Annotated in this window: 29 protein-coding genes; 5 read left to right on the top strand and 24 right to left on the bottom strand. The window is 45.6% G+C overall.

Features of this window, described 5'->3' with window-relative positions:
- Positions 1-47: 47 nt before the first annotated feature.
- A complete protein-coding gene (locus ICN40_RS11335; RefSeq protein ID WP_072583703.1) occupies positions 48-488 on the bottom strand; it encodes a universal stress protein in 441 nt (146 codons plus the stop codon).
- An 86-nt stretch (positions 489-574) separates the two neighbouring features.
- Between ICN40_RS11335 and ICN40_RS11330 the strand changes: the two genes are divergently transcribed.
- Positions 575-976, top strand: coding sequence for a DUF2177 family protein (locus tag ICN40_RS11330; protein WP_072583704.1), 402 nt, complete (start codon positions 575-577; stop codon positions 974-976).
- Positions 977-996: 20 nt separating this feature from the next.
- Positions 997-2622 carry a SulP family inorganic anion transporter gene (locus ICN40_RS11325; RefSeq protein ID WP_216244053.1) on the top strand — a complete coding sequence of 542 codons (1626 nt, stop codon included), beginning with the start codon at positions 997-999 and terminating at the stop codon, positions 2620-2622.
- Positions 2623-2629: 7 nt separating this feature from the next.
- On the opposite strand, the gene ICN40_RS11320 is transcribed toward ICN40_RS11325, so the two are convergent.
- The gene (locus ICN40_RS11320; RefSeq protein ID WP_216244052.1) at positions 2630-3349 is read right to left on the bottom strand and encodes a sulfite exporter TauE/SafE family protein; all 720 of its coding nucleotides are present in this window, start codon (positions 3347-3349) and stop codon (positions 2630-2632) included.
- A 76-nt stretch (positions 3350-3425) separates the two neighbouring features.
- Here ICN40_RS11320 and fnr point away from each other — a divergent pair, with 76 nt between their 5' ends.
- A complete protein-coding gene (gene fnr / locus ICN40_RS11315; protein WP_216244050.1) occupies positions 3426-4196 on the top strand; it encodes a fumarate/nitrate reduction transcriptional regulator Fnr in 771 nt (256 codons plus the stop codon).
- Here fnr and ICN40_RS11310 read toward each other — a convergent pair.
- The 10 genes from ICN40_RS11310 to ICN40_RS11265 all read right to left on the bottom strand — a co-directional run bounded on the left by ICN40_RS11310 (position 4193) and on the right by ICN40_RS11265 (position 13389).
- Entirely contained in the window at positions 4193-4453 is a 261-nt protein-coding gene (locus tag ICN40_RS11310) for a hypothetical protein (RefSeq protein ID WP_216244048.1), read from the bottom strand. The genes fnr and ICN40_RS11310 overlap by 4 nt on opposite strands.
- The gene (locus tag ICN40_RS11305; protein ID WP_216244046.1) at positions 4450-4653 is read right to left on the bottom strand and encodes a FixH family protein; all 204 of its coding nucleotides are present in this window, start codon (positions 4651-4653) and stop codon (positions 4450-4452) included. The genes ICN40_RS11310 and ICN40_RS11305 overlap by 4 nt, the downstream gene beginning before the upstream one ends.
- A gap of 26 nt (positions 4654-4679) precedes the next feature.
- Positions 4680-6137 (bottom strand): cytochrome c oxidase accessory protein CcoG, encoded by a 1458-nt coding sequence (gene ccoG, locus ICN40_RS11300; RefSeq protein WP_216244045.1) that lies wholly within the window; start codon positions 6135-6137, stop codon positions 4680-4682.
- Positions 6138-6149: 12 nt separating this feature from the next.
- Complete coding sequence (gene ccoP, locus ICN40_RS11295; RefSeq protein ID WP_216244043.1) at positions 6150-7076, bottom strand: cytochrome-c oxidase, cbb3-type subunit III; 927 nt, start codon at positions 7074-7076, stop codon at positions 6150-6152.
- Positions 7073-7240: a cbb3-type cytochrome c oxidase subunit 3 gene (locus ICN40_RS11290; RefSeq protein ID WP_216244041.1), complete on the bottom strand. Its 168-nt coding sequence runs from the start codon at positions 7238-7240 to the stop codon at positions 7073-7075. The genes ccoP and ICN40_RS11290 overlap by 4 nt, the downstream gene beginning before the upstream one ends.
- 35 nt (positions 7241-7275) lie before the next feature.
- A complete protein-coding gene (gene ccoO / locus ICN40_RS11285) occupies positions 7276-7926 on the bottom strand; it encodes a cytochrome-c oxidase, cbb3-type subunit II (protein ID WP_215320652.1) in 651 nt (216 codons plus the stop codon).
- Between the two features lie 12 nt (positions 7927-7938).
- Positions 7939-9378: a cytochrome-c oxidase, cbb3-type subunit I gene (ccoN, locus tag ICN40_RS11280; RefSeq protein WP_216244039.1), complete on the bottom strand. Its 1440-nt coding sequence runs from the start codon at positions 9376-9378 to the stop codon at positions 7939-7941.
- A 190-nt stretch (positions 9379-9568) separates the two neighbouring features.
- Positions 9569-9724: a cbb3-type cytochrome oxidase assembly protein CcoS gene (gene ccoS, locus ICN40_RS11275; RefSeq protein WP_216223553.1), complete on the bottom strand. Its 156-nt coding sequence runs from the start codon at positions 9722-9724 to the stop codon at positions 9569-9571.
- A 9-nt stretch (positions 9725-9733) separates the two neighbouring features.
- A complete protein-coding gene (locus ICN40_RS11270) occupies positions 9734-12166 on the bottom strand; it encodes a heavy metal translocating P-type ATPase (RefSeq protein WP_216244037.1) in 2433 nt (810 codons plus the stop codon).
- Positions 12167-12186: 20 nt separating this feature from the next.
- The gene (locus ICN40_RS11265; protein ID WP_255561329.1) at positions 12187-13389 is read right to left on the bottom strand and encodes a nitrate/nitrite transporter; all 1203 of its coding nucleotides are present in this window, start codon (positions 13387-13389) and stop codon (positions 12187-12189) included.
- A 118-nt stretch (positions 13390-13507) separates the two neighbouring features.
- On the opposite strand from ICN40_RS11265, the gene ICN40_RS11260 reads away from it, so the two are divergent.
- Entirely contained in the window at positions 13508-14491 is a 984-nt protein-coding gene (locus ICN40_RS11260; RefSeq protein ID WP_216244032.1) for a tripartite tricarboxylate transporter substrate binding protein, read from the top strand.
- A gap of 10 nt (positions 14492-14501) precedes the next feature.
- Here ICN40_RS11260 and ICN40_RS11255 read toward each other — a convergent pair whose 3' ends face one another.
- Together ICN40_RS11255 and ICN40_RS11250 are read right to left on the bottom strand one after the other, a co-directional pair.
- The gene (locus ICN40_RS11255) at positions 14502-15257 is read right to left on the bottom strand and encodes a 2OG-Fe dioxygenase family protein (protein ID WP_216244030.1); all 756 of its coding nucleotides are present in this window, start codon (positions 15255-15257) and stop codon (positions 14502-14504) included.
- Positions 15258-15284: 27 nt separating this feature from the next.
- A complete protein-coding gene (locus ICN40_RS11250) occupies positions 15285-16586 on the bottom strand; it encodes a TAXI family TRAP transporter solute-binding subunit (RefSeq protein WP_216244028.1) in 1302 nt (433 codons plus the stop codon).
- Between the two features lie 115 nt (positions 16587-16701).
- Here ICN40_RS11250 and ICN40_RS11245 point away from each other — a divergent pair, with 115 nt between their 5' ends.
- Positions 16702-17463, top strand: a complete 762-nt coding sequence (locus tag ICN40_RS11245; RefSeq protein WP_216244108.1) for an SDR family oxidoreductase — start codon at positions 16702-16704, stop codon at positions 17461-17463.
- 4 nt (positions 17464-17467) lie between these two features.
- Here the strand turns inward: ICN40_RS11245 and ccmI are convergent, their stop codons facing one another.
- The 10 genes from ccmI to ICN40_RS11195 form a co-directional block, all read right to left on the bottom strand.
- On the bottom strand, positions 17468-18658 hold the full coding sequence (ccmI, locus tag ICN40_RS11240) for a c-type cytochrome biogenesis protein CcmI (RefSeq protein ID WP_216244027.1): 1191 nt from the start codon (positions 18656-18658) through the stop codon (positions 17468-17470).
- A gap of 5 nt (positions 18659-18663) precedes the next feature.
- Entirely contained in the window at positions 18664-19134 is a 471-nt protein-coding gene (locus ICN40_RS11235) for a cytochrome c-type biogenesis protein (protein ID WP_216244026.1), read from the bottom strand.
- On the bottom strand, positions 19131-19661 hold the full coding sequence (locus tag ICN40_RS11230) for a DsbE family thiol:disulfide interchange protein (protein ID WP_216244025.1): 531 nt from the start codon (positions 19659-19661) through the stop codon (positions 19131-19133). Before ICN40_RS11230 ends, ICN40_RS11235 begins: the two co-directional genes overlap by 4 nt.
- Positions 19658-21577 carry a heme lyase CcmF/NrfE family subunit gene (locus ICN40_RS11225; protein ID WP_216244024.1) on the bottom strand — a complete coding sequence of 640 codons (1920 nt, stop codon included), beginning with the start codon at positions 21575-21577 and terminating at the stop codon, positions 19658-19660. The genes ICN40_RS11230 and ICN40_RS11225 overlap by 4 nt, the downstream gene beginning before the upstream one ends.
- Entirely contained in the window at positions 21574-22008 is a 435-nt protein-coding gene (gene ccmE / locus ICN40_RS11220; RefSeq protein WP_072583721.1) for a cytochrome c maturation protein CcmE, read from the bottom strand. Before ccmE ends, ICN40_RS11225 begins: the two co-directional genes overlap by 4 nt.
- The gene (ccmD, locus tag ICN40_RS11215; RefSeq protein WP_216244023.1) at positions 22005-22193 is read right to left on the bottom strand and encodes a heme exporter protein CcmD; all 189 of its coding nucleotides are present in this window, start codon (positions 22191-22193) and stop codon (positions 22005-22007) included. Before ccmD ends, ccmE begins: the two co-directional genes overlap by 4 nt.
- On the bottom strand, positions 22193-22963 hold the full coding sequence (ccmC, locus tag ICN40_RS11210; protein WP_216244022.1) for a heme ABC transporter permease CcmC: 771 nt from the start codon (positions 22961-22963) through the stop codon (positions 22193-22195). Before ccmC ends, ccmD begins: the two co-directional genes overlap by 1 nt.
- Positions 22960-23625 carry a heme exporter protein CcmB gene (ccmB, locus tag ICN40_RS11205; protein ID WP_216244021.1) on the bottom strand — a complete coding sequence of 222 codons (666 nt, stop codon included), beginning with the start codon at positions 23623-23625 and terminating at the stop codon, positions 22960-22962. Before ccmB ends, ccmC begins: the two co-directional genes overlap by 4 nt.
- Positions 23622-24269, bottom strand: a complete 648-nt coding sequence (ccmA, locus tag ICN40_RS11200; protein ID WP_255561328.1) for a cytochrome c biogenesis heme-transporting ATPase CcmA — start codon at positions 24267-24269, stop codon at positions 23622-23624. Before ccmA ends, ccmB begins: the two co-directional genes overlap by 4 nt.
- Positions 24270-24456: 187 nt before the next feature.
- The coding region (locus tag ICN40_RS11195; protein ID WP_216123889.1) for an IS3 family transposase at positions 24457-24554 on the bottom strand (98 nt) is incomplete at its 5' end.

The following is a 24554-nucleotide window of genomic DNA, read 5'->3' as shown; positions in this document are numbered from 1 at the left end:
AATAAAAAAGGGTCCACTTGGACCCTTTTAACTTGATACTAGGTAAATTAACCCAGAACTAATACTGGTAATGTGGAATGCACAATGACTTCATGGGTTTCGCTACCCAACAGGATCCCTTTGATACCTGTGCGCTTATGAGACGCCATAACAATCACATCCGCTTTCGCTTTTTTTGCGCCAGCCAAAATACCTTCAGATAGGTTGCTATTTTCAATGTGAAGACTTTTCACTTTAGCGCCAACTCCCAGCGCCGTTGTCGACTTCTTAAATACATCACGTGCGTAAGCTGCGCAAGCTTCTGTGTGCTGTTTCTTTGAGATTCCATAACCCATGGTGCTATCTGAATAAACCATCGGAGGGGTAGGATCGGAAACATATACCAACGTAATTGCAGCGCCATCTGCCTTAGCAAGTGCGGCGACTTTCTTTAAGGATTTTTTGCTGACATCTGAACCATCTACTGGCACCAATAAATGCTTAAACATGTTGACTCCCTTTAAATTGAACTACTCATTTGCTCTTTCCATCATAATACTAATTATTAGCCTATAAAAGAATAAAGGTAACTTAATTGATCAAGAATTTTGCTATCTATCTCTCATTTTTAATTGCCCTCATTGCAATCGATTTAGTGTGGCTTTTGGGAATCGCAAAAAACCTCTATCGCAATGAGATGGGTGACTTAATGGCCAGCGAACCTAAGCTTCTAGCTGGACTAGCGTTCTACCTGATTTACGCCTTGGGCGTCTGTATTTTTGTGATTGTTCCGGCATTATCAAAACAGTCTTGGATATATGCACTGCAATATGGCGCTTTGTTTGGCCTGTTTTGCTACATGACATACGATCTCACCAATCTGGCGGTCGTTAGAAACTTTCCAACACAATTAGCTTTCATTGATATTGCATGGGGTAGTTTTGTTACAGCCTTGTGTGCGAGTTTTGCTTACTGGGTTGGCAACCGCATCTCTTAGGTCAATTAAACATTCATCTTATGTTTTTTCGTCCCCGACTTTTTGACTCATTTTCTGGTTATAGCCGTGCCCTTTTCACTAAGGATGTTTTTGCTGGAATGACGGTTGGCGTTGTTGCGCTCCCATTAGCCATGGCTTTTGCAATTGCCAGCGGACTCAAACCCCAAGCGGGTATTTTTACTGCCATTATTGCTGGCGGGCTCATCTCCTTACTTGGAGGTAGCCGCGTACAAATCGGCGGCCCGGCCGGCGCCTTCATTGTCATTGTTTACGGCATTGTAGAGCGCTATGGCGTTCAAAATTTATTACTCGCAACCGCCATGTCAGGAGTATTTTTATTTCTGATGGGTATATTTCGTCTTGGAACGCTAGTACGCTTCATTCCAATTGCAGTCATTATTGGTTTTACCAATGGCATCGCCTTTTTAATTGGGCTATCTCAAGTCAAAGATTTCTTCGGACTTCAGATTGAAAAAATGCCGGCTCAATTTTTTCAATCAGTGCATGCGCTCTACTTAGCAGCAGACACCTTTAACCCCATTGCGCTTGGTTTAGCTTGTGGGAGTCTTGTCTTACTCATTTTATGGAAGCTATTTCAGAATCGCTTAGGCTGGCTCTCTCATCTTCCTGGCACAGTGGTAGCAATGGTGGTTGCAACGATCGTTACCAGTATTTTTAATTTACCAGTAGATACGATTGGTAGTCGCTTTGGCGGCATCCCTTCAGGGCTCCCCGCTTTTGAATGGATTCCGGTAAGCTGGGATAGCGCTCAATACATGGTGGCACCAGCCTTAACACTTGCCCTATTAGGTGCAATTGAATCCTTACTCTGCGCGCGCATTGCCGATGGCCTCATTCATGATCGCCATGAGTCAAATCAAGAGCTAGTAGCTCAGGGCATTGCTAACTTCACGATTCCATTTTTTGGTGGCATGCCAGCGACCGGAACGATTGCTCGCACGGTTACTAATATAGAGAGTGGCGGCACTACACCTGTCTCTGGACTCGTGCATGCGGCAACTTTACTAGTCATCGTTTTGTTTGCAGCGCCGCTCGCCAAAAACATTCCTTTAGCTAGCCTTGCCGCCATCTTGATGTATGTGGCCTGGAATATGGGTGAGTGGCAGAAGTTCATCGACCTAAAGCAATTCCGATTACCGTATCGAATCACCATCTTGAGCGTCTTTATTCTCACCGTTGTACTAGATCTCACGATTGCAGTAGAAGTAGGCTTACTGCTCGCCTTTATCACCTTCATTTACCGCATCTCCAGTCTATCGCGTTGCGAGACTGCTCTAGCCAGCGATTACCCGGGACTAAATGATCAACAAGGTCGAATTGATGCCTATCGGATTCATGGTGCCATCTTTTTTGGGGCAGTAAAACTCCTCGAAAAGATTGAGGCGAATTTACCCTCGCAAATTCTCTTGCTAGATTTAAAGAACGTAATCTACATTGATACTTCTGGGATGGATACGATCATGGAACTAGCGCACCTGTGCAGGATTTGTAATATTCGATTAATTATTTGCGGCTTAGCGCATCAACCACTCGAAATGGCAGAGCGCAGTGAATTTCTATCGACGCTACCGCATGATTCTTTCTATCCAGATCTGAGCTCCGGCATAGAGGCAGCAACAGCTTAAGAGCAAATTAAGAAATACAGAAGCCGCCTTTTAATAAGGCTTCTGGCAATACCCAGGCACGATATATACCAAAGCCGCCTGCAATCAATAAAAGTGCAGCAGCCAAATACCTCACCCATAGATATTGCCCAAACTGAGTCAGTACCGCAGAAAATTTAGAGATCAGCAATAGGTTAGGCAATGTACCCAAACCAAATGCCAGCATCAGTGCGGCACCAGTTAAAACATCACCAGATAAAAAGGCAAGTGGTAAAACGCTATAGACCAATCCACAGGGCACCAAACCCCATAGCATGCCGCTAAACCAACGTGAAGGGCCGCTAGCCATAGCACCCAAGTATTTAGCCCAATAAGCCGCAATTTTTGCACTTAACCATTTGCCGCCAAGCAGACCTTCTGACTTGCTTATTCTGAGTAGACGCATACCCATCAGAATTAAGATCAGGGACGTTAAAGCAAATAAGGGGCGCTGGATTGGAATGAGGTTTTGCTGCCAAACCACCACCCCTACTGAAGCGGCAAAAGCGCCCAATAAGACATAAGTTGTGACACGGCCCAAATGCATGATTAATTGGAGGTAAAAAAGCTCAGATTTTGGTCTTAAAGGGGTCTCCAGGGCTACGGGCCGCTCTATGGCAGCCGCTATCCCACCGCACATCAGAGCACAGTGCCAGCCACTCACAAGAGCGCCCAGAAAGACCGCAACGAGTAAGCTAGCTGTCAGCATGAAATCAACAGAAAATAGGTAAAAGTCATAATCTTCATACTTATAGAATAAACTGATCCCATAGATCAGCCCTAATATGAACTACAAACCTACCGATAGCCCAACCAGCAAATGCTCTGTATGCGTACTGGGTCAGTTTTGCCTTCCGGTTGGATTAAATAGTAGCGAAGTTTCCCAAATCGATACCTTGGTTAAAGAGCGCGTTCATCTTCAAAAAGGTGAAAGCCTTTATCGTCACGGCGATCCACTTAGTTCTGTATATAGCGTTCGTTTTGGCACCCTTAAAACAGAGTTCTGCCTGCAAGACGGTCGGCAACAAGTGATTGGCTTTCATCTGCCCGGTGAAATTATAGGTCTTGATGGTATTGGCGAGGGTCATTATCAGTCTGATGCAATTGCACTTGAAGAGAGCGAAGTCTGCATTATTCGTTACGATGCTTTTGAAGATTTGGCTCGGCAGATCCCTGTATTGCAAAATCAGTTCCATAAAATCATGAGTCGTGAGCTGACTCAAGATCAGCGTCATCTACTGTCACTTGGCACGATGCGCGCAGAAGAAAGATTGGCAGCCTTTTTATTGAGCCTCTCGCAACGTCTTGCTGCACGCGGCTATTTGAATAATGAGTTCGATTTACGCATGAGTCGTAATGATATTGGTAGCTATCTTGGGATTCAAATTGAAACTGTCAGTCGCATGCTCTCACGCTTTGCAGAGTCAGGCTTAATTCAAATCAAACAACGCCACATCAAACTTATCGATATGAATGGGCTATACGAACTGGCAGGCATTCCAAACCCAGATCGCCACGGCTGCACAAGCCCTGAAATCCTAATCAAACAGGCTTAAATTAAGCCGCGGTCAATTTCCTTGCTATCGGGTGACTCAATCCCAGGCAGGATATAAGCAGTAAGCGCGCTAGAGATCGCACAGAAGGTCCAAATCACGAAGAACCCGATTGTATAAATGCCCTCATCAGAAATATCTGGGTGATAACCAAAAAATAAAAGGTCTTGTGGGTGGATCACAGTAAATAACAGGCCCTCTGCCATGCCAGCCACCAAAAAAGAGGGCCACAAAATCCAGATTAGTAGGCGGTACTTCATTTTGTTGCCTGCGCATCTTTAAGCTGCTCAACTTTTAAACCCTGTTTCACAACGCCATCACGCAATGGTTTATCTGCATACAAATTTATAGCCAAGTAAATAGTGATAGCGCAGCCAATCACGGCGACAGCTGGTCCACTAATTAAAAGCCATGGCCATAGTTGCTTGAACCAGGGTTTAGTAGTTTGTTGTTCTGTCATATCCATCCTCTCCATTGCCTTCTAGCTTAACGGGGAATAATAAAAGTAGATTTCTCTTCGCGAGTTCTCGTAATTAACTCGTCACCTGACATCTCATGGGCAACTACATCAAAATGAATTGGGTAGGTACCAGCCTCATTCGCCCCAACATCGGCGCTCACCTTGATCGGCATCAGAAGATTGCTAGCTGGCCCAACCTCAATCTCGGTAACAATCTGCCCTTGTGAATTAAGCACTTTTAATCCATCCAAACCAAGCGCCTTCACCTGCACATTCATATTATTTTCAGAGGCATTCATGATTTGAATGCGATAAATATTCTCAATCCTTACACCCTCGACTTCGCGCGCCAATGCTCCACGGTCACGCATCACATCAACCCTCAATGGGTTTCTGGTGGCGAGAGAAACTAGAAAAGCGGCTGTAAGCACGGTGATAAAAGCGGTGTAGATCAATACGCGCGGGCGCAATATATGGCGAATCGCACTTTGATTAGACTCTTTATCCTCAATAGCACGCTCAGTCGTATAGCGAATGAGTCCTTTTGGATAATCCACCTTCTCCATCACTTGATCGCATGCATCAATGCAGGCGCCACAACCAATACACATATATTGCAAGCCATCACGAATATCAATGCCAGTAGGGCAAACTTGAACACAAATACTGCAGTCAACGCAATCGCCCAAACCCAGGGAAGTTAGATCTGCGGATTTGCTGCGACTGCCCCTTGGTTCGCCACGCACTTTATCGTATGTCACCAAGAATGTATCTTTATCTACCATCACGCTTTGGAAGCGTGCATATGGGCACATGTATTTACATACTTGTTCACGCATGAACCCTGCGTTACCCCAGGTTGCAAAGCTATAGAAGCACAACCAGAAAGTCTGCCATGGACCCAAAGACAGATGAATTAATGCAGAACCTAAGGTGCTAATTGGGGTGAAATACCCAATAAAAGTAAAGCCTGTCCAGAATGCGATCAATAACCACAGGAAATGCTTCGTAATCTTTAAACGCCATTTACGGAAACCCCAAGGCCACTCTTCGCCATCCAAACGAATACGGGCAAAACGATCTCCCTCGACCTTGCGCTCGATCCACATGAAGATTTCGGTGTAGACGGTCTGGGGACATGCGTAACCGCAGAATAAGCGTCCAGCCACTGCAGTAAATAGAAATAAAGCAAGCGCAGAAAGAATCAATAAGAGGGTGAGATAAATCACATCTTGTGGCCATAACACGAGGCCAAAGATGTAAAACTTACGCTGAATTAAATCAAAAAGAACTGCTTGACGGCCATTCCAACTAACCCATGGCAAGCCATAAAACAGCAGCTGCGTAGCAAATACCAAAATGAAGCGCCAGCGGGCAAAGAGCCCTGATACTGAACGCGGATAAATCTTTCGCCGAACCTCGTAAAGAGACTCCTCAATAACTTCTATCGGAACAGGTTTCCCACCCGGCGAAATATAGGGCACTGATTGCTATTCTTACTTAGCTGTTGCTGGTTGTTTATTATTAGATAAACCCCAGACATAAGCTGCTAACAAATGAATCTTCTCAGGACTCAATACCTTATCTTGAGCAGGCATCATAGCCATACGACCCTTAGTTACCGTTTCAATAATCGTCGCTTCTGAGCCACCATATAACCAAGTTTTATCGGTTAAATTTGGTGCGCCAATAGCAATATTTCCTTTGGCATCAGGACCATGACAGGCTACGCAGTTTGCAGCGAATACTTGTGCGCCACGGGCTGCTTTAGCATCATCCGCCGACAGACCTGAAAGGCTACGTACATAGTTAGCAACATCCACAATTTGATTGCTGTCCAGCTGTGGGAATGGAGGCATCACACCGCCACGACCATAGGTAATGGATGCCTTGATATTTTCTGGTGAACCTCCATAGAGCCAGTCACCATCAGTCAAATTAGGGAAGCCTTTAGCGCCACCAGCATCAGAACCATGACACTGTGAACAAGAATTCAGGAAGAGGCGTTGACCCATTTCGCGGGCTTTAGGATCGGCTGCCACTTGCTCAATGTCCATCTTGACGTATTTCGCATAAACAGGCTTTAGTTCATCATTTGCTTCAGTCATAGAGCTCATCAAAGCACCATCAGTGGTATAGCCCATAATCCCCGGAAATGATCCCAAACCTGGAAACAACACTAAGTAGACCAATGCAAAGATGCAAGAGAGCAAGAACATCCACATCCACCAACGTGGCAATGGATTATTTAACTCACGCAGATCGCCATCCCATACGTGACCCGTATCAGCAACCGCGCCATCGGCCGTATGCACAACCTTAGCCTTCCTCTGGGAGAACAAAAGCCATATACACCAGAAAATTCCAATTAATGCGACTAAGGCGATGTAAGCACTCCAACCGCTGCTAAAAAAGTCACTCATGATTTGTCCTTACTAAATTCATCCGGAAGATCAAATGGAAGATCTGCTGACTCCTGATTTGCTTTCTTGCGACCAGGAGACCAGGCCCACAAAACAATTCCTACAAAAAAGACAAGGCCTATTACTGTAGAAAATGCCGAGAGGTAGGAAGTAATCTGTTCCATTTGATTTAAGTAGTTTTAATTAATAGCCTTGTTAATTACTTCGCTACAACTTCTTCGACAGTAATATAGCGACGCGTAATACCTAAGCCTTGCAGGTAAGCAACTAATGCATCTAATTCCGTCTTACCTTCTAACTCTGCAGGTGCATTTGCAATCATTTCATCAGTGTATGGAACGCCTAAACGACGCATGGCAACCATATGTGACTGAATAGAGCTTGCATCAGCTGCATTTTTTCCGAGCCAAGGATAAGCAGGCATATTGGACTCCGGCACCACATCGCGCGGGTTATTTAGGTGAATCTGATGCCAAGCATCTGAATAGCGTCCACCTACACGAGCTAAATCTGGGCCTGTACGCTTACTACCCCATAGGAATGGATGGTCATATACAGACTCGCCAGCCAATGAATAGGGACCGTAGCGCTCTACTTCAGAACGCAATGTCCGTATCTGCTGTGAATGGCAACCAACACAACCTTCACGTTGATAGATATCGCGACCAGCTAAACGCAAAGCTGTGTATGGAACAACGCCAGGACTAGGCTCAGTCGTAGTGTGCTGGAAAAAGAGGGGAACAATTTGCACCAACCCTGCAATCGATACGACCACGATCGTTGCAATAATTAACCAACCAACGTTTTTCTCAAGCGTTCCGTGGGAAAAGAATTTATTTTCGCTAGACATTTTCTTCTCCTTTTAGTGTTCAGCAACAGCCATTGGAATAGGCGCATTTACAAAAGTTTTACCCTGCACTGTTTTGAAGACGTTGTACGCCATCAAGAACATGCCGCTTAGGTAGCACAAGCCGCCCATCAAACGAATAACATAGAAAGGGAAAGTCGCTTTAACAGACTCGACAAAGCTGTATGTCAAAGTGCCGTCTGGTTCAAACGCTCTCCACATCAAACCTTGCATAACGCCGGCAATCCACATTGCAGCGATATAGAGAACAACACCAATAGTGGCAATCCAGAAATGCAACTCAATCCACTTGGTGTTGTACATTTCTTTTTGACCAACCAAGCGCGGGATCAGATAGTAGAGAGAGCCAATGGTAATCATGGCTACCCAACCCAAAGCACCAGAGTGAACGTGCCCAATAGTCCAGTCTGTGTAGTGAGACAAGCTATTCACTGTCTTGATAGACATCATGGAGCCTTCAAAGGTGGACATGCCGTAGAAAGACAAGGCAACTACCAAGAATTTCAAGATCGGATCACGACGCAATTTATACCAAGCGCCAGACAATGTCATGATGCCGTTGATCATGCCGCCCCAAGAAGGAGCTAGCAAAATTAAGGAGAACACAGTGCCGAGCGACTGAGTCCAGTCAGGCAAAGAAGTGTGTTGCAAGTGGTGAGGGCCTGCCCACATATACGTGAAGTTCAAGGCCCAGAAGTGAACAATCGACAAACGATATGAATAGATTGGACGCTCAGCCTGCTTTGGGATGAAGTAATACATCATGCCCAAGAAGCTAGTAGTCAAGAAGAAGCCTACTGCATTGTGACCATACCACCACTGAACCATCGCGTCTTGTACCCCAGCATATGCAGAGTAGGACTTCCATAATGTTGCGGGCATCTCTAAGTTATTAAAGATATGCAGAATGGCAATAGTCAGAATGTATGCGCCGAAGAACCAGTTCGAAACATAAATATGCTTCGTTTTGCGCTTCATGATGGTGCCAAAGAAAACAACTGCGTAGGCTACCCAAACTACAGTGATCAAAATATCAATCGGCCACTCAAGCTCAGCGTATTCTTTTGAGGTTGATATGCCCAATGGCAATGTCACTGCAGCCAGCAGAATAACTGCCTGCCAACCCCAGAAGGTAAAGGCTGCTAGCTTGTCACAAAACAAACGCGCCTGACATGTACGCTGAACGATGTAATAGGATGTTGCGAATAAGGCTGATCCACCAAAAGCAAAAATCACTGCATTGGTGTGCAAAGGACGCAAGCGACCATAACTCAACCAAGGAATATTAAAGGTGATTTCAGGCCAGATCAACTGGGCTGCGAGGATAACCCCCACGAGCATACCAACAATTCCCCAAAGCACAGTAACGATGGCAAATTGGCTGACAACCTTGTAATTGAAGGTATCTTGATTACTCCCCACGGTAAGCCCCATGGTTTCTCCTTTTTTGTGACCAAACAGCGACATAATCCAAATAGACTGGATTGATTATCAAAGTAGAGCTCTAAAGGGGATTTGATCTATATCAAAAAGGGTAGGGCAAATTCATCCTGCACATCTAAGGGAAACCCTAGATTGCTTGGGCTATTTAAATATATAGCTATTATTGAGGGTGTTTACTAACTTATTTGGATTTTGGAGTGTCATCATCCATCAAAATCGCCTCACCAGGACCGTCTAAATCGTCAAATTGACCACTTTTTATGGACCAGTTCAAAATCCAGACCAAAAGGCCAATTAAAACCAGAGAAATGGGAATGAGAAGAAATAGACTTTCCATTCCTATAGTCTAAGCGTTTCGTAAACGCCAGGCATTTAAAGTCACGGCTAATGAAGAAAGCGACATTCCGATCCCGGCAACCCAGGGATTTACCAAACCCATCATTGCAGCAGGTATAGCAAGCAAATTATAAGCCAAGGCCCACCATAAGTTTTCTTTAATGATTGCGTGAGTTTTATCAGCTAGCAACAAAGTTTTTGCTAATGGCTCTAAAGAGCTAGCCGTCAGAATTGCATCGGCTCCAGCAGCAGCTAAAGGTGCACCAGCACCAACCGCAATAGAGATATCTGCACGAGCAAGCAAGGGCGCATCGTTCACACCATCGCCGATGGCCCATACAAAACGACCTTCTTTTTGCAACCTTTCGATGTAGTCATACTTATCTTCAGGCGTACAGCCGCCTTGATAGTATTCGATACCCACATGATGAGCCCACCACGCAACCGTAGCGCGATCATCACCAGAAACTAAATGCACTGCAATCTTTCTAGACTTCACTACTTTTAGGAATTGCTCTAACCCTGCTCTAGGCGTGTCCAAAAATACAAAGCTGGCTATCAATCCTTGTGCATCCGCTAAATGCACCTGACCGTATTGCCCTAATTGCGCACTCTGCTCTACCCCCAGCCACAAGGCGCTTCCCAAGCGACACTCGCCCGAACTTAAACCTTTTCCCAGTTGATTAATCACTGGTTCACTCAATGTAGGTAAAGATAAATTTTCAGCAGTAGCGGCACGCATCAAAGAAAGTGCCAACGGATGCCTTTGCCCCGCCTCTAATGCCGTAGCTAAAGCCAAAGCATCTTCACGTCGATAGCCCGTACGCAAATTAATGACCTCTTGCAATTCTGGCTGACCCATCGTTAATGTGCCGGTCTTATCCAACACTAAGTCAGTTGCCTTTACTAAACCTTCCATCACATGACCACGCACAATCAGTAAACCTAATTTAGTTACCGCGCCTTGCGCTGCTGCCATAGCGGTTGGAACTGCTAGCGATAAAGCACAAGGGCAACTGGCAACTAGAACAGAAACTAAAACTGTCCACGCACGACTAGGGTCAAAGTACAGCCAAATAGCGGACGAAGCAAACGCACCGAATAGTAAAAAGGCAACAAAATAAGCAGTCCACTTTTCAGCAAGACTCACCATGACTGGTTTAGCAAGTAATGCTTGATCTAATAAGGAAGCAATTCCGGCGATACGGGTTGATTGCCCCACTGCCTCAATTCGCATGAACAATGGATTCAGTATGTTGTGAGTACCAGCGTACACACGGTCACCAATCTTTTTCTCAACCGGCTTAGATTCGCCTGTGAGCAAAGACTCGTCTAAGGCACTCACATTTTCAATCAGGACACCGTCAGCCGGCACCACTTCCCCTGGAGAAACTCGCAATACTTCTCCAGGATTGCAATTAACCACGGGAACCACTTCAATTTCTTGTGATGCTGGATAGTTCAATGCTCGCTCACATGTTGCAGGCAGTTGTTTAGCTAAGGCCTCTGCCCCACCCTGCGCATCTTGTCTTGCTAATAGCTCCACATATCTGGCCGCCAAGATAAATGCCACAAACATGGTGATGGAATCAAAATAAGTATGCCCAACACCGGTAACTAAATTAATAGTGCCCGCAGTAAATGCCAAAGCTAAAGCCAATGCGATAGGAACATCCATTCCCAACATATGCGTTTGCTTAAAAGACTGCACACTTCGCCAAGCCGACTGGAATATAGGGCCTGCTGAGTAGACCATCACAGGAACAGTCAATAACCAGCTAGTCCAACCTAAAAGAATCTCAAATTCCGGAGTAATGTCAGCGCCGACATACGTAGGCCAGGCATACATCATGACCTGCATCATGCCGAGCATTGCTACACTAAGGCGCAAAAGAAGGTGGCGCCTTTCCTTTTTAGCGCGATCTAATGATTGGGAGGGTTCAAATGGCCAAGCCTCATAACCAATGCGTTCAATTTCAAAAAGCAGTCTTGCTAAGCTCGTTTTATCTGGAGAAAAACGCACCATTACTTTTTGAGTAACGTAATTAATTTGCACATCCTGAACACCTGCATTACGACGTAAATGTTGCTCGCACAGCCAAACACAAGCTGCACATCGAATTTTTTCTAAACGTAGAGTGGTTTCAAGATCACCCTCCCCTCCAGATGAACGGGTGAAACGGCCTCGCAATGAAGGATCGTCATAAGGCTTGAGCTTCACCGGAATCTCATCACTTGCAAGATAGGCTGCTGGCTTATCACCCGACTGAGAACGCCTAGCATAAAAAACTTCTAGGCCTTCTCCATGAATTGTTTGCGCAATTGCCATACAACCTGGACAACAGAATGGACGCGTCTCACCACCCAGTTCCGCCTCAGTTAATTCCCCTGGGAGAATCTGGCTTGAACAGTGATAGCAAACTAAAGCATTCTTTTTGTTCATCTGCTCATTTATCTGATTACTCATGCGCGCACAGAGCTACCCCAACCCCTACGTCGTTCGTAAATCACAAATAGAACGCCCCACATGACTACGGCAACGTATGCCCATACCCAGGCACCTTGTGAAGTACGAGAACCAGAAATATCCAAGACGAAACCAAAAATAGCGGGGCCCAATAGGCCGCCACTAAAGCCCATCAATGAGTGCAGGCCCATTGCTGCGCCCTTGATATTTTCTTGCGCACTAATCACCAAGCCTGCAGTGAGCGTTGAAGAATCTGCCATGATGAATATGGTATGCCCAATAGCCAGAGCAACAATCAACCACCACGACTGGCCAGTTGAGCAAGCAAATGCAATCCCTAATACCGCACTAGTCAGCATCACAATGCACACCCATTTTTGACGTCCTACTCTCAAAGCAATTTCATTACCCAATATAGAGGAGGGCACGCCAAAGAAATTAATCACTCCAGCTAAAGTGGTTGCAGTTAGAAAGAAATCTTCGCCAGAAGCAACTGCACAAAAAGCAAAGAAGGCAACAATCCAGCTCCTTGAAGCAAAGAGCTCTAAAGTATGAGCGGTATATCCAAAAATAAAGCCTGATGCATTTTTGTCTTGTAAAACTAATTTCCATTTATCCACTGGAAATATATCGTGCAGACGAATATTCATTGACCCTTGCCATTTTTCATGCTGAAGCGCTGGAATTAGCAACAAGACAATCAGAAATGCGCTAAATGGGCCCAATGCAATCAAACCAAATACATAGTGCCAACCAAGCGCACTCAAAATCCAACCAGAACACAAATACGAAAATCCAGTGCCGATACCAAAGAAGGCGGTATAGAACGCAATATGTCTAGTTAACTCTCCCGATTGGATGCGGTCTGACAAAATCTTGAGGCCGGGCATATAAGTACCAGCAAGACCAGCACCATTCAAAGCCATAAAAAGTAGAGCTGTCCAAAAGTTATAAGCCAACAGACTCATACACAAAAGACCGCAGCTTGCTGTGAGACCGCCTATTAAATATACCTTACGCGCGTCTACCCGATCTGTTAACGCTGTAGCTAATGGAACGGCAAGCATGTAACCAAAGAAAAAAGCACTCGCAATCAGGCCCGACTGCAAATTACTGAGATGCCACTCCTCTTGCAAAGTCGTTAACACGACGGCATAGCAAGCAAAACCCAATAAAGCACAGGTTTGTGCCAGAAGCATAAGAGGGGTATAGCCAGCCGAACGAAAGCGCATAGTTAGTCAGTAGAAACGTGAACTCATTCTACTCGCCCAGAACGAATTAGACCCGCTACACTACTGAAAACAAGACGGAGACAGCATGAATAGCAAATCTTTGATAGCTCGCTTATTGCAGATCGGGGCCGGCCTCATCATTAGCTTCACAAGTACCCTGGCATCAGCGGATAGCTACCCCTCCAAACCCATTAAAGCGATTGTTCCTTTTGCACCCGGTAGCACAACCGATCAAATTGGACGCGCTTTTGCGGCAAAAATGTCTGAGTCATTAGGTCAGCCCGTAGTTGTTGAAAATCGCCCTGGCGCAAATGGCCTAATTGGTGCAGATTTTGTGGCCAAGGCCCCCGCAGACGGCTATACGATTCTGTTCGGAACCAATAGCACTAATGCCGCCCTGAAGAGCTTGGTTAAAAATTTACCCTATAACCAAGACACTGCCTTTACTCCCATTGGATTTTTTGGATCTGCTCCACTCATTATTGCCATCAATAATGATGTGCCCGCTAAATCACTGAATGGGTTTGTTTCTCTAGCCAAAGCCAATCCAGGAAAGACGACTTTTGCTTATGCAAGTACATCACAGCGCGTTTCATCAGAAATGCTGGCAAGCTTTGCTGATATCAAAATGATTGGGGTCTCATACAAGAGCGGCCCCAATGCTATGACTGATTTAATTGGCGGTCAGGTGAATATGTTCACATCTGACTTTGGAGTCTCATTACCTCAGGTACAAGCAGGCAAAATCCGTGGCTTAGCTGTCACCTCCTTAAAGCGCTCGTCAGCTATTCCAGAGTTACCTACGGTAAATGAAGCATTAGGTATCAAAGGCTATGAACTGATCGCCTTCTTTGCGGCATTTGGTCCTGCAGGCATGCCAAAAGACGCTGTTCTCAAGCTCAATCAAGCCATTAACAATGCAGCTAAATCAAAAGACCTAGTAGAGCGACTCTCTGCAAATGGTTTTGAAACTCAGCCAGGAACGCCTGAAGCCCTTGGTCAAAAGATCAAACTAGAAACTGCTAAGTGGGCAAAAGCGATTAAAGAAGCTGGCATGGAGCCAGAGTAAATCAGCTGGCTTATTGCTGACTTCGATTTGGAGAGTCTTGGAAACCATTTGAGCGGTAGGTAAGAACCAAGGTATCTCGATAGCCATATTTTGCTAATGGCTGAATTGGGGTTGATTCATGAATCATGCGCTGATCATTCATTAACAAAAGAGACCAAGGTTGCGTGAGAGTGAAACGCAATCCTGCGGAGCCAGAGGTATCAAATATTCTGGTCTCGCCACCTTTAATACCCTCTCGACCCAATAAGAAGACCGCTACAAAATCAACACCATCGCGATGAGCACCTTCAGGCGTTGGACGTCCGATACCATCAGTAGTATCAATTCGAAATTGATGCGCTTCAACAAACCAAGTATTCACAGGCTTTAGGCTATTCAAGATATGTGCAAGCCCGAGCAAGACAGATTGCCAAGCAGTATTACTTAATAACTCACCTTGAATGGGCTCAAACCAGCGCTCAATTCCACCATGCAATGCGTTGTAATCCAGTGATTGCCAGTGTGCACGATGTGGAACCAATGTGAGCTCATCACCTTTAATCTCATAGCTAGCATGTCGACGAAAGCGATAGCGCCCACCATCTTTTAAATAAGGGTCGCGGGGCAAGTTTTCCCAATACTTCGTGAGATCTTGAAGCTTGAATAGATCTACATTGCTAATCTTGGCAACCGTCTCGGCGGATACCACAGCAAAGCCATCATCACGCAAAGCTTGATCGATCTGCTTTAAGGGGGTCAGTGTAGGCGCAAGGCCAGTAATCGTCATAGGCTTATTTTAGGACAAATGATGAAGTTAGTGCACTAAGCTCAAACGATGACGCACTTCACCCACATGCCCCTTGAGATCGTACAGCTCTTTAGCATCCAACATGGATACCTTAATGTTTCCAACGCGCCTCTCGATATCCTCAAGATCTTTGAAATTCTTTTCTTTTAAGGCGGGATTTTGAGCATTCTTCTCAATCACCTTGAGCTCCTCATACACCTGCGCCAACTTCAATCGCAATAAGAAATTTTTGGTAGTTGGAATATAGGTAAATAATGGAATCAAAATTACTAGTAATGGAATAACAATTTTGACAAAACGTCCTGCCCATACCGCAGTCCAAAACGGCAAGTGACGATGCAAGAATGAAGGGCCATCCTTTAGGTAAATCTCCGCATCCGTATGCAATGGGAAATCTAGTCCAGAACCGGAAGGAAACTCGCCCACCTTTTGTAATCGTGAATAGGATTTCAAAATATCGTAAGAAGCACTCAATAAGAGTGAAACCATTGCCGGACTTACATTGTCATGGGCTACCAATGTAGCAGCGGCAGCCATCACCTGAATATCCTGACGAGGTTGATCATGCTGAATACTCAATAAACCTCTGGGCACGGTCACCTTGGATAAATAACTAAGATTTCGGGTGTATGCATCCGCCTGGTCAAAATCCATCAAGCGAATACCAGGAATAGAGTAAAACTTTTTCAAGATGGGGGCCTCTGCGGCTGCCACTACAAATACTGCATCTAATTCGCTATTATTTAACTTAACGATAGCCTCATCAGGATTTAATTTCTGCGCGCCAATCTCCTTATCTGTAATACCGCTAGCCTGCAACAAATTCTGAGTGAGTACTAAGGTGCCACTCCCATCATTGCCGATGGAGACGCGCTTACCTTTTAGCTGACTTAAAATCTTGAGTTGGCCACCATCATTTTTAAATGCATCTTCACGATACCAAACCCAAATGGGCTCGTAAAACATTCCGGCTATTGAAACCAAGTTTGGATATTCAGCAACATTAGCAACACCACCCTGCACCATTGCAAAATCAACCCCAGAATTGGGGTCATTCAAAAGAGCTAAGTTATCTAAAGTTCCGCCTGTGGATCGCACATTGAGATCAACACCCTCCTTAGCTATTTCCGATTTCAGGCGCTCGCCAAACTGGTAATACAGTCCCGTAGGAAATCCCGTAGCCATCTCGATTGACTTTGGCGGCGGCGGGACTAAAACCCACAGAACACCAAAAAGGATTGTTAATAGAACAAAAAAGGCTGCTGTTATAGCCAAGGGGTTATAAATTTGTTTTTTGATGAAATTCATGGAAATCTCTTGTGTTTTTTGCATTATGCCCCGAGCAAAGCAATAGGCAAAGGTTTCAAAACAGGCCTAATAAATCACGATAAGATGATGCTTTTAAGCAGCCCTAAAGAATATGATGAATTCAGCAAAAACTAAGGTAGCCCTAGTAACTGGTGCAGGAACTGGTATTGGGCGGGCGGCTGCCAAAGCCCTTCTCAAGGGAGGCTATCAAGTGGTCCTAACTGGACGCAATCTAGATAGATTAGAAAAGGCTATTGCTGATATCGGCGGTAATCAAAGTAACTGTCTAGCGGTCGCTTGCGATGTTGGCAAACCCGATGAAGTCAAAAAGCTATTTACAGCACTTAGCCATAAATTTGGCCGCATTGATTTGCTCTTCAATAACGCTGGTATGGGAGCCCCTGCCATTCCAATGGAAGACCTGAGTTATGAGCAATGGATGAATGTAGTGAATAGCAACCTCTGTGGTGCGTTCTTGTGTTCACAGGAAGCGATTCGTATGATGAAGGCGCAATCTCCACAGGGCGGCAGAATTATCAATAATGGCTCAATCTCTGCACACGCACCTCGTCCAATGTCAGCGCCCTACACGGCAACCAAACATGCCATCAGCGGCTTAACCAAAACCATTGCATTAGATGGACGTCCTTTTAATATCGCGTGCGGTCAAATCGATATCGGCAATGCTGCAACAGAGATGACTGAACGTATGGCTGCTGGGATCCTACAGGCAGATCAATCCACTAAGGTGGAGCCACGCATGGATGTTAATCATGTTGGTGAGGCCGTACTGCATATGGCCCAACTACCACTCGAAAGCAATATTCTGTCGATGACCATTATGGCAACCAATATGCCGTTTGTGGGTAGAGGCTAAAACCTTACTGGCGAACTTGGTCGACTAGTAGGCGAACATTGGTTGTGCCGACTTTAATTGTCTGCACTGAAGAGATTAAATCCCCCGCTTCCGGTTTCGCCATCCCAGTCTTAGAAATGCGCACCTCGACACTCGCCTCAGATAGTTGAGACAGAGGCGCACTGGGATTCATAGCCAATGAATCATTCAATATAAAGCCCATTGGAAAGTCAGTTGCAGATGCCTTCAAGACAGCAACAGGCATACGCTCACCAGGTTTGCGTGCAATCACCATCACAATGTCGCCAGGCTTAATTTTAGATTTAAGGTCAGCAGACAATTCAATCTTGCCGCTAATGCCTTTTCCGGTTGGAGCAACCGGCGCTGAAGTAGTCAGACCACCTTTAGAGCGCGCCTCAGCAATAGATCCTTGAATGGCACGCGCCTCATCCGTATTAGGCGGAAGTTGTTGCGCAAGCTTCTCCCAGGACTGCACCGCTGCCTTGTAATTTTTAGCGCTATAGGATGCAGTACCTGAGAGCCAAAGTGCCATCATGTTATTGGGGTCCAGCTTTAATGCCTGATTAATCAACTGCGAAGGCTTCCCAACAAAACTCCCATTTGCATTGCTTGCCAATACATCCGCATAGTCGGCTAACAATTGCGGATCAGAATCAATAAAGCTACCAGCACGTGCATATGCTTTAGCGGCATCCTCATCGCGGCCCAAGATTCGGTAGGAGCGAGCTAACATCGCCCAGCCTTTTAAGTTACCAGGATCTTTTTCCATTTTGATGGCAAATTCAGCCACCATTTTTTCGACACCTTCTTGGGTGACTGGTTTTTCAGAATTGTTTTGGGCTACCCGAACAACATCCCCCAAGGAGAAATACAGCGCCGATGAGAGCAGGACGATAAAGATACACAAACCGAGTGCAGTCTTCTTTGAGGAGCCAGTAACCTCTCTGTCATCCCCTTCAATAGTGTCTTGAAAGAGTCGCTGACGCATTTCTGCATGCGCAATTTCATAATCAATAGAAGTAATTGCACCAGCCGTATGTTCAGCCTCTAATTTATCCAACTCTTCTCGGTATATGGTGGCATTCATCTGACGACGCGATGTCGACGAGCTCTTCGCAGGAAAGATGAAGGGGCGCAGCAACAGAAGCATTACCAGCACCAGGAGCAGAAAAGCGGGGATCAAAAAGCTAGTCACTTATTTCATCCCTCTTTCTTATCGCTTGCATTTAATAGTGCATCGATTTTTTGATTATCAGCATCAGTCAGCATGACATTAGGCACGCTGCTATCTCTACGTCTTAAATACATTAATAAACCAGCAATACCCAGACCCAAAATAACAAATGGGCCAATCCATAGCAACCAGGTCACCGGCTTCACTGGTGGGCGATAGAGTACAAAATCGCCATAGCGCTCGACCATAAACGAGCGGATTTGATCATCGCTCTTACCTTCTTTGATCAATACCCGAATTTCACGACGCAAATCATTGGCCAAATCGGAGCGTGAGCCAGCTAATGACTCGTTCTGACACACTAAGCAGCGCATCTCTTCAGAAATGCTAATAAGACGCTGCTCTGTTATTGGATCATCCGCGAGTGGTGCAGCATCTTTGGCAAACACGTTTCCTAAACTAAATACGAAAACGGCGATTAATAAAATCCGCCTCATGATTTCTTTAACTCACTCAACATAGGATAAATTTTTTGATTCAATAAATCCACTGTTAATGGACCAATGTGCTTAAAGCGAATCACTCCTGCCTTATCAATGATGTAAGTCTCAGGCACGCCATAGACGCCGTAATCAATACCAACACGCCCATTGCCATCAAAAGCGGAGAGTGAATAAGGATTGCCTTGTTTTGCCAGCATTACTACAGCATCTTCACGCTTATCTTTGTAGTCCAAACCAATCACTGGCGCTATTTGGGACTTTGCAAGCTCAACCAATACCGGATGTTCTTCGCGACAAGCTACGCACCAGGACGCCCAAACATTCAGAATCCACACCTGTCCCTTCATACTTGCCGGTGAAAATGTTTTATTAGCATCAGCCAATTGAGATACTTCAAATGCAGGGGCAGACTTGTTAATTAGTGGTGAAGGCACTTCATGTGGATCACGATTTAAGCCAATAGCCAAAAAGACTACCAAACCCACAAACAAGATCAAGGGGATTAAAAATTTTGCTTTCATATGAACTTGCTCTTTAATTTCAGTCGATAGCGCTTATCAGACATAGCGAACACGCCACCTAAAGCCATCAACAAGCAACCGCCCCAAATCCAATCCACAAAAGGCTTGTAGTAAACACGTACAGCCCAGGATTGATCGCTGAGTGCTTCACCTAGTGATACATAAATATCGCGGGTGAGTCCAGCATTAATCGCTGCTTCAGTCATCGGCATCGTCGAAGAAAAGTAACTTCTCTTTTCTGGATAAAGACCTCTCTCAGCAATACCATTTTTGGAGAGCTGGAAAGCACCTCGTATCGCTTGATAATTTGGGCCAAGTACTGTATTCACTCCCTGCATCTGGATTTGATATCCACCAACACTCACTGTATCGCCAGGGGACATGCGCACATCTTTTTCTTCTTGGTATGCACCCACCATTGTTACGCCAATCACAAACACCGCAATGCCCAAATGCGCCACCTGCATACCAATAAAAGAACGGGTTGGTTTACCGGCTTTGGCTTGGCGAATAATTTGCATGCAGCCCGAAGCTATCACCCAAAATGCCAACATGAAGCCCATGCCTGCAAGCCAAGTAAATTGGCCCATGATTAAGGGGGTTCCAACGCCTGCAATCAGAGCGACTGCGCCTGCGATCCATAAACGCTTGACGATGCTAATTAAATTACTCTGCTTCCAACTTGCCCATGGACCGATACCCATCAATACCAGTAATGGAACCATGATGGGAACAAATACGCTATTGAAATAAGGAGGGCCTACAGAAATCTTACCTAGATGCAAAGCATCAATCAGCAATGGGTATAGGGTGCCTAGCAAAACAGATCCGGCAGAAACCACTAAAAAGACATTGCCAAGCAAAATCAATGTTTCTCTGGAGCTCAAACTAAATTTGCCGCCCATCGAACTCTTAGGTGCACGCCATGCGTAAAGCATCAGAGACGAACCAACGACGAGTGATAAGAAGATCAGAATAAAGATGCCGCGCCTTGGATCGGTTGCAAATGCATGAACCGAAGTTAGGACACCCGAACGAACTAAGAAGGTTCCTAGTAGCGACAAAGAGAAGGCGGTAATTGCCAAGAGCACAGTCCAACTCTTAAAGCCGCCACGCTTTTCGGTAACCGCTAAAGAATGTAATAAGGCGGTGCCCACGAGCCAAGGAATAAACGACGCATTTTCAACGGGATCCCAGAACCACCAACCACCCCAACCCAATTCGTAATAGGCCCACCATGAACCCAAAGCAATACCGAGGGTCAGGAAAACCCAAGCAGCGGTTGTCCAAGGACGCGACCAACGAGCCCAAGCAGCATCTAATCTTCCAGACAATAAAGAGGCGATTGCAAATGCAAAAGCCACTGAAAAACCAACGTAACCCATGTATAACATTGGCGGATGAAATACTAAGCCCGGATCTTGCAAGAGTGGATTTAATGAGCGGCCATCTTGAGCAGCAGGCAATAAACGCTCAAACGGATTTGAGGTTGTTAAAACAAACAGGAGTAAGCCACTAGTGACCAGCCCCAAAACACCAATTACTCGCGCCACCATAAAGTCATCTAATGCTTTAGAAAGTTGAGCAACCAAAATGGTCCAGGTAGCCAGCAAGAAAATCCACAATAAGAGAGATCCTTCATGTCCACCCCATACTGCGCCTAATCGATAAATCACCGGCAGCTGTGAATTAGAGTGCTCAGCAACATAAAGCACAGAAAAATCATTGGCGTAAAAACTCCAGGCCAAGACTCCAAAAGCAATCGCCAACAATAAGAAGGCCGTTTGCGCGGCAGGCCTTGCTAGCACCAACCAATCACGTCGGCCATAATGCGCGCCTAGCAATAGCAAAACCCCCTGAATGAGAGCAATGCAAAGCGCCAGAACTAGTGCGTAATGCCCAAACTCAGGAATCATTTATTTGTTCCGTTTTTTTGAGCTTGCTCTAAAGCATGTTTTGCTTCAGGAGGCATGTAGTTCTCGTCATGTTTAGCCAATACTTCACTGGCAATAAATTCACCATTGGCATTCATGCGGCCTTGGATTACAGCACCTTTACCTTCTTTAAACAAATCAGGAAGGATGCCGGTATAGGCCACGGGAATATCTTTAACCAAATCAGTAATCACAAAGTGCACGGTTAAGCCATCGCGCTTTAAAGAGCCATCCTTCACCATGCCACCAATTCGGAAAGCCTGACCTTGAGGCGCTTTGCCTGCTGACACTTCACTTGGAGTGACGTATAAAGCAATATTGCTATTGAGCGCATTCAAAATTAAGAGTGCAGCTACACCAATTACGATCAGCGCTGCAACAATCATCAATGCACGTTTATGTCTAGGCTTCACTTACTAATCTCTTTATCAAACTGCTCAGCTAATTGCTCTTGCTTCAACCGACCTACGATTGCTCTAAAGCGAGCACGCGCCATGAGGGGCTCCAATATCAATACCAGCGCACAAACACCAAAACTACTCCACACATAGATTGCGTAGCCGCCCATGGCAAAAAACTCAGAAGGGCTATTCCACATCAGATTTTCACCTCAATTGATTGTCTCACCCAATCAGCATGGGCTTCACGCTCCAAAATGATTGCCCTCACTCGCATTAAGGTGACTGCAATGGTGTACATCCATAGACATAAGGCCATCAACAGCATTCCCCAGAGCATGGTTTGTGCCATCGCCGGGGCTTTTGTGAGGGAAACGGAGGCGCCTTGATGCAAGGTGTTCCACCATTTCACCGAGAAATAAATGATCGGTACGTTTACAACACCTACCAAAGCCAAAATGGCGCTCGCCTTATCGGCACGGCGAGGATCATCAATAGATGCTCGCAAGGCAATAAAGCCCAAATACAGAAAGAGAAGAATTAACTCTGAAGTAAGGCGAGCATCCCAAACCCACCAGGCACCCCACATGGGCTTGCCCCAGAATGCACCGGTCCACAAGGATAGAAATGCCATCCAAGCACCTATAGGGGCAAGAGCCTGCGCCATCATGGCAGACAAACGTGTATTAAAGACCAGTCCTAATCCTGCCCATGCAGCCATGACTAAATAAATAAACATCGACATCCAGGATGCGGGCACATGAATAAAAATGATGCGATAGCCCTGCCCTTGCACGGCATCGACGGGCGCAACAAAGAAGCTAACCCACAAACCAGCAGTGCCAAATAAAAAAGTCAAGACCCAGAAGAATGGGATGAGCTTACCCGCCAACGGATAAAAAGTGCTGGGGCTAGATAACTTAAACCAGTTAACTAAGCGGTGATTAGAAAAAGTATTTATCGGATTCATTCAATTGCAATCTTTACAGCAGCACTACTTACCCAAGGAACAAATGCTAAAGCCAAAATCAATAATGCGCCTAGCAATGAAAAATGGCCTGACGTATCCAAACCCACACTATTAGCATATACGGCGCCAGCGCCAAAAATGAGAACCGGAATATATAAAGGCAATATCAATAAGCTCAATAACACGCTACCGCCTCTGACACCCAAGGTTAAGGCCGCACCTATGGATCCCAGTAAGGATAGCACCGGGGTACCTAATAATAGGGTTCCCATCAGTACATACAAAGAACTAGCATCCAGATCAAACTGAATACCAATGATCGGTGCCAAGAGCACGAGCGGTAGTCCACTCACAATCCAATGGGCAACAATTTTTCCAGTTACTAACAAGACCATAGGCTGCGGCGACAAGGCAAGCTGCTCTAAAGCGCCATCTTGATAATCGGCAGCAAACATCCGATGCAAGCCTAATAAGGTAGACAGTAAGGCTGCAACCCAGAGAACCCCAGGAGCAATCTTGCGAAGTAAAGCAGCATCCGCACCAATACCCAATGGAAACAAACTAGTCACTACGACAAAAAAGAAGAGGGCTGTGAGCACCTCGCTCTTGCGGCGCATGACCAAGAGCAAATCACGGCGAATGATTGCGAGCAGAGCGTTCACAGGTCTAGCGCCCTCACACGCGGAAGATCCACCGCTTGATGGCTAGTCAGTACCACTAGACCACCTTGCTCCACATGCTCTGCTATTAATCCTTGCAAATCTTGAACGGCATGAATATCCAGCGCATTAAATGGCTCATCCAAGATCCACAACTTGGCTTGACGTGTCAACATGCGAGCCATTAAGACTCGACGCTTTTGTCCAGCCGATAAACAACTGACCGGTAGGTTCTCGCGCCCACGCAAACCAAAACGCCAGAGCGCTGCTAAAGCCTTATCACCTGGCAAATGAATGTCGTCCAGGACTGCATACAGCTGCAGATTTTCCAAGGCAGTCAGATCTTCCTTCAGAGCATCACGATGCCCCAGGAATAAAAGTTCCCGATGATATATAGAAGGATCTTTAGCGATTGATTGATGATTCCAAAGAACCTCCCCCGCCTCTGGTTTAGAAAGTCCCGTCAGGAGTCTTAAGAGGCTAGTTTTTCCGACCCCGTTCTCACCGCGCACATGCAGGCACTCTCCAGCCGCCACTGTCAGATTCAGATTCAGAAATAATTGTCGCTCCCCACGAATACAAGTCAGCGCACGAGCTTCAAGCATCAAATGCGGTGTATTGGAGGAGGAATGAGTATCAACTGTCATGAGGGCTTGGGGCTTGAATCAACCACCCATGGCATTGTCCAAGAGCCTCTAAGAGCTGTCAAACCAGCAAAAGTGGAATTAAAGGAATAATCCCTTTTAATTCAATTACTTATGTAATTATAAACCGAGTCGGCCGAGAATGAAAAACCACCCGTATGAACTGACCCCCAAAAGTTGGACAGTTTAGTTAGGTTAGCACGAGGGATTGAGTTCGGTATTGCACCGGGCTTAATCCCTTTAGTTTTTGTTTGATCCGATCATGGTTGTAGTAGTGGATATATTCCT

The sequence above is a fragment of the Polynucleobacter sp. Fuers-14 genome (assembly GCF_018882045.1).
GTDB lineage: Bacteria > Pseudomonadota > Gammaproteobacteria > Burkholderiales > Burkholderiaceae > Polynucleobacter.
The sequence above is the reverse complement of the archived record's forward strand: the minus strand, read 5'-3'. Positions and strand labels throughout refer to the sequence as shown.

What these genes read in the sequence shown, in the direction of transcription:
- ICN40_RS11325 (WP_216244053.1), top strand. Translation starts at nt 997, where the DNA reads ATGTTTTTTCGTCCCCGACTTTTTGACTCATTTTCTGGTTATAGCCGT.
- ICN40_RS11310 (WP_216244048.1), bottom strand. Translation starts at nt 4,453, where the DNA reads ATGAAGTACCGCCTACTAATCTGGATTTTGTGGCCCTCTTTTTTGGTG.
- ICN40_RS11250 (WP_216244028.1), bottom strand. Translation starts at nt 16,586, where the DNA reads ATGAATTTCATCAAAAAACAAATTTATAACCCCTTGGCTATAACAGCA.
- ICN40_RS11235 (WP_216244026.1), bottom strand. Translation starts at nt 19,134, where the DNA reads ATGAGGCGGATTTTATTAATCGCCGTTTTCGTATTTAGTTTAGGAAAC.
- ICN40_RS11260 (WP_216244032.1), top strand. Translation starts at nt 13,508, where the DNA reads ATGAATAGCAAATCTTTGATAGCTCGCTTATTGCAGATCGGGGCCGGC.
- ccmA (WP_255561328.1), bottom strand. Translation starts at nt 24,269, where the DNA reads ATGACAGTTGATACTCATTCCTCCTCCAATACACCGCATTTGATGCTT.
- ICN40_RS11255 (WP_216244030.1), bottom strand. Translation starts at nt 15,257, where the DNA reads ATGACGATTACTGGCCTTGCGCCTACACTGACCCCCTTAAAGCAGATC.
- ICN40_RS11305 (WP_216244046.1), bottom strand. Translation starts at nt 4,653, where the DNA reads ATGACAGAACAACAAACTACTAAACCCTGGTTCAAGCAACTATGGCCA.
- ccoP (WP_216244043.1), bottom strand. Translation starts at nt 7,076, where the DNA reads ATGAGTGACTTTTTTAGCAGCGGTTGGAGTGCTTACATCGCCTTAGTC.
- ccmC (WP_216244022.1), bottom strand. Translation starts at nt 22,963, where the DNA reads ATGAATCCGATAAATACTTTTTCTAATCACCGCTTAGTTAACTGGTTT.
- ccoO (WP_215320652.1), bottom strand. Translation starts at nt 7,926, where the DNA reads ATGTCTAGCGAAAATAAATTCTTTTCCCACGGAACGCTTGAGAAAAAC.
- ICN40_RS11335 (WP_072583703.1), bottom strand. Translation starts at nt 488, where the DNA reads ATGTTTAAGCATTTATTGGTGCCAGTAGATGGTTCAGATGTCAGCAAA.
- ICN40_RS11320 (WP_216244052.1), bottom strand. Translation starts at nt 3,349, where the DNA reads ATGCTGACAGCTAGCTTACTCGTTGCGGTCTTTCTGGGCGCTCTTGTG.
- ICN40_RS11245 (WP_216244108.1), top strand. Translation starts at nt 16,702, where the DNA reads ATGAATTCAGCAAAAACTAAGGTAGCCCTAGTAACTGGTGCAGGAACT.
- ICN40_RS11265 (WP_255561329.1), bottom strand. Translation starts at nt 13,389, where the DNA reads ATGCTTCTGGCACAAACCTGTGCTTTATTGGGTTTTGCTTGCTATGCC.
- ccoN (WP_216244039.1), bottom strand. Translation starts at nt 9,378, where the DNA reads ATGGGGCTTACCGTGGGGAGTAATCAAGATACCTTCAATTACAAGGTT.
- ICN40_RS11290 (WP_216244041.1), bottom strand. Translation starts at nt 7,240, where the DNA reads ATGGAACAGATTACTTCCTACCTCTCGGCATTTTCTACAGTAATAGGC.
- fnr (WP_216244050.1), top strand. Translation starts at nt 3,426, where the DNA reads ATGAACTACAAACCTACCGATAGCCCAACCAGCAAATGCTCTGTATGC.
- ICN40_RS11225 (WP_216244024.1), bottom strand. Translation starts at nt 21,577, where the DNA reads ATGATTCCTGAGTTTGGGCATTACGCACTAGTTCTGGCGCTTTGCATT.
- ICN40_RS11230 (WP_216244025.1), bottom strand. Translation starts at nt 19,661, where the DNA reads ATGAAAGCAAAATTTTTAATCCCCTTGATCTTGTTTGTGGGTTTGGTA.
- ICN40_RS11270 (WP_216244037.1), bottom strand. Translation starts at nt 12,166, where the DNA reads ATGAACAAAAAGAATGCTTTAGTTTGCTATCACTGTTCAAGCCAGATT.
- ccmD (WP_216244023.1), bottom strand. Translation starts at nt 22,193, where the DNA reads ATGTGGAATAGCCCTTCTGAGTTTTTTGCCATGGGCGGCTACGCAATC.
- ccoS (WP_216223553.1), bottom strand. Translation starts at nt 9,724, where the DNA reads ATGGAAAGTCTATTTCTTCTCATTCCCATTTCTCTGGTTTTAATTGGC.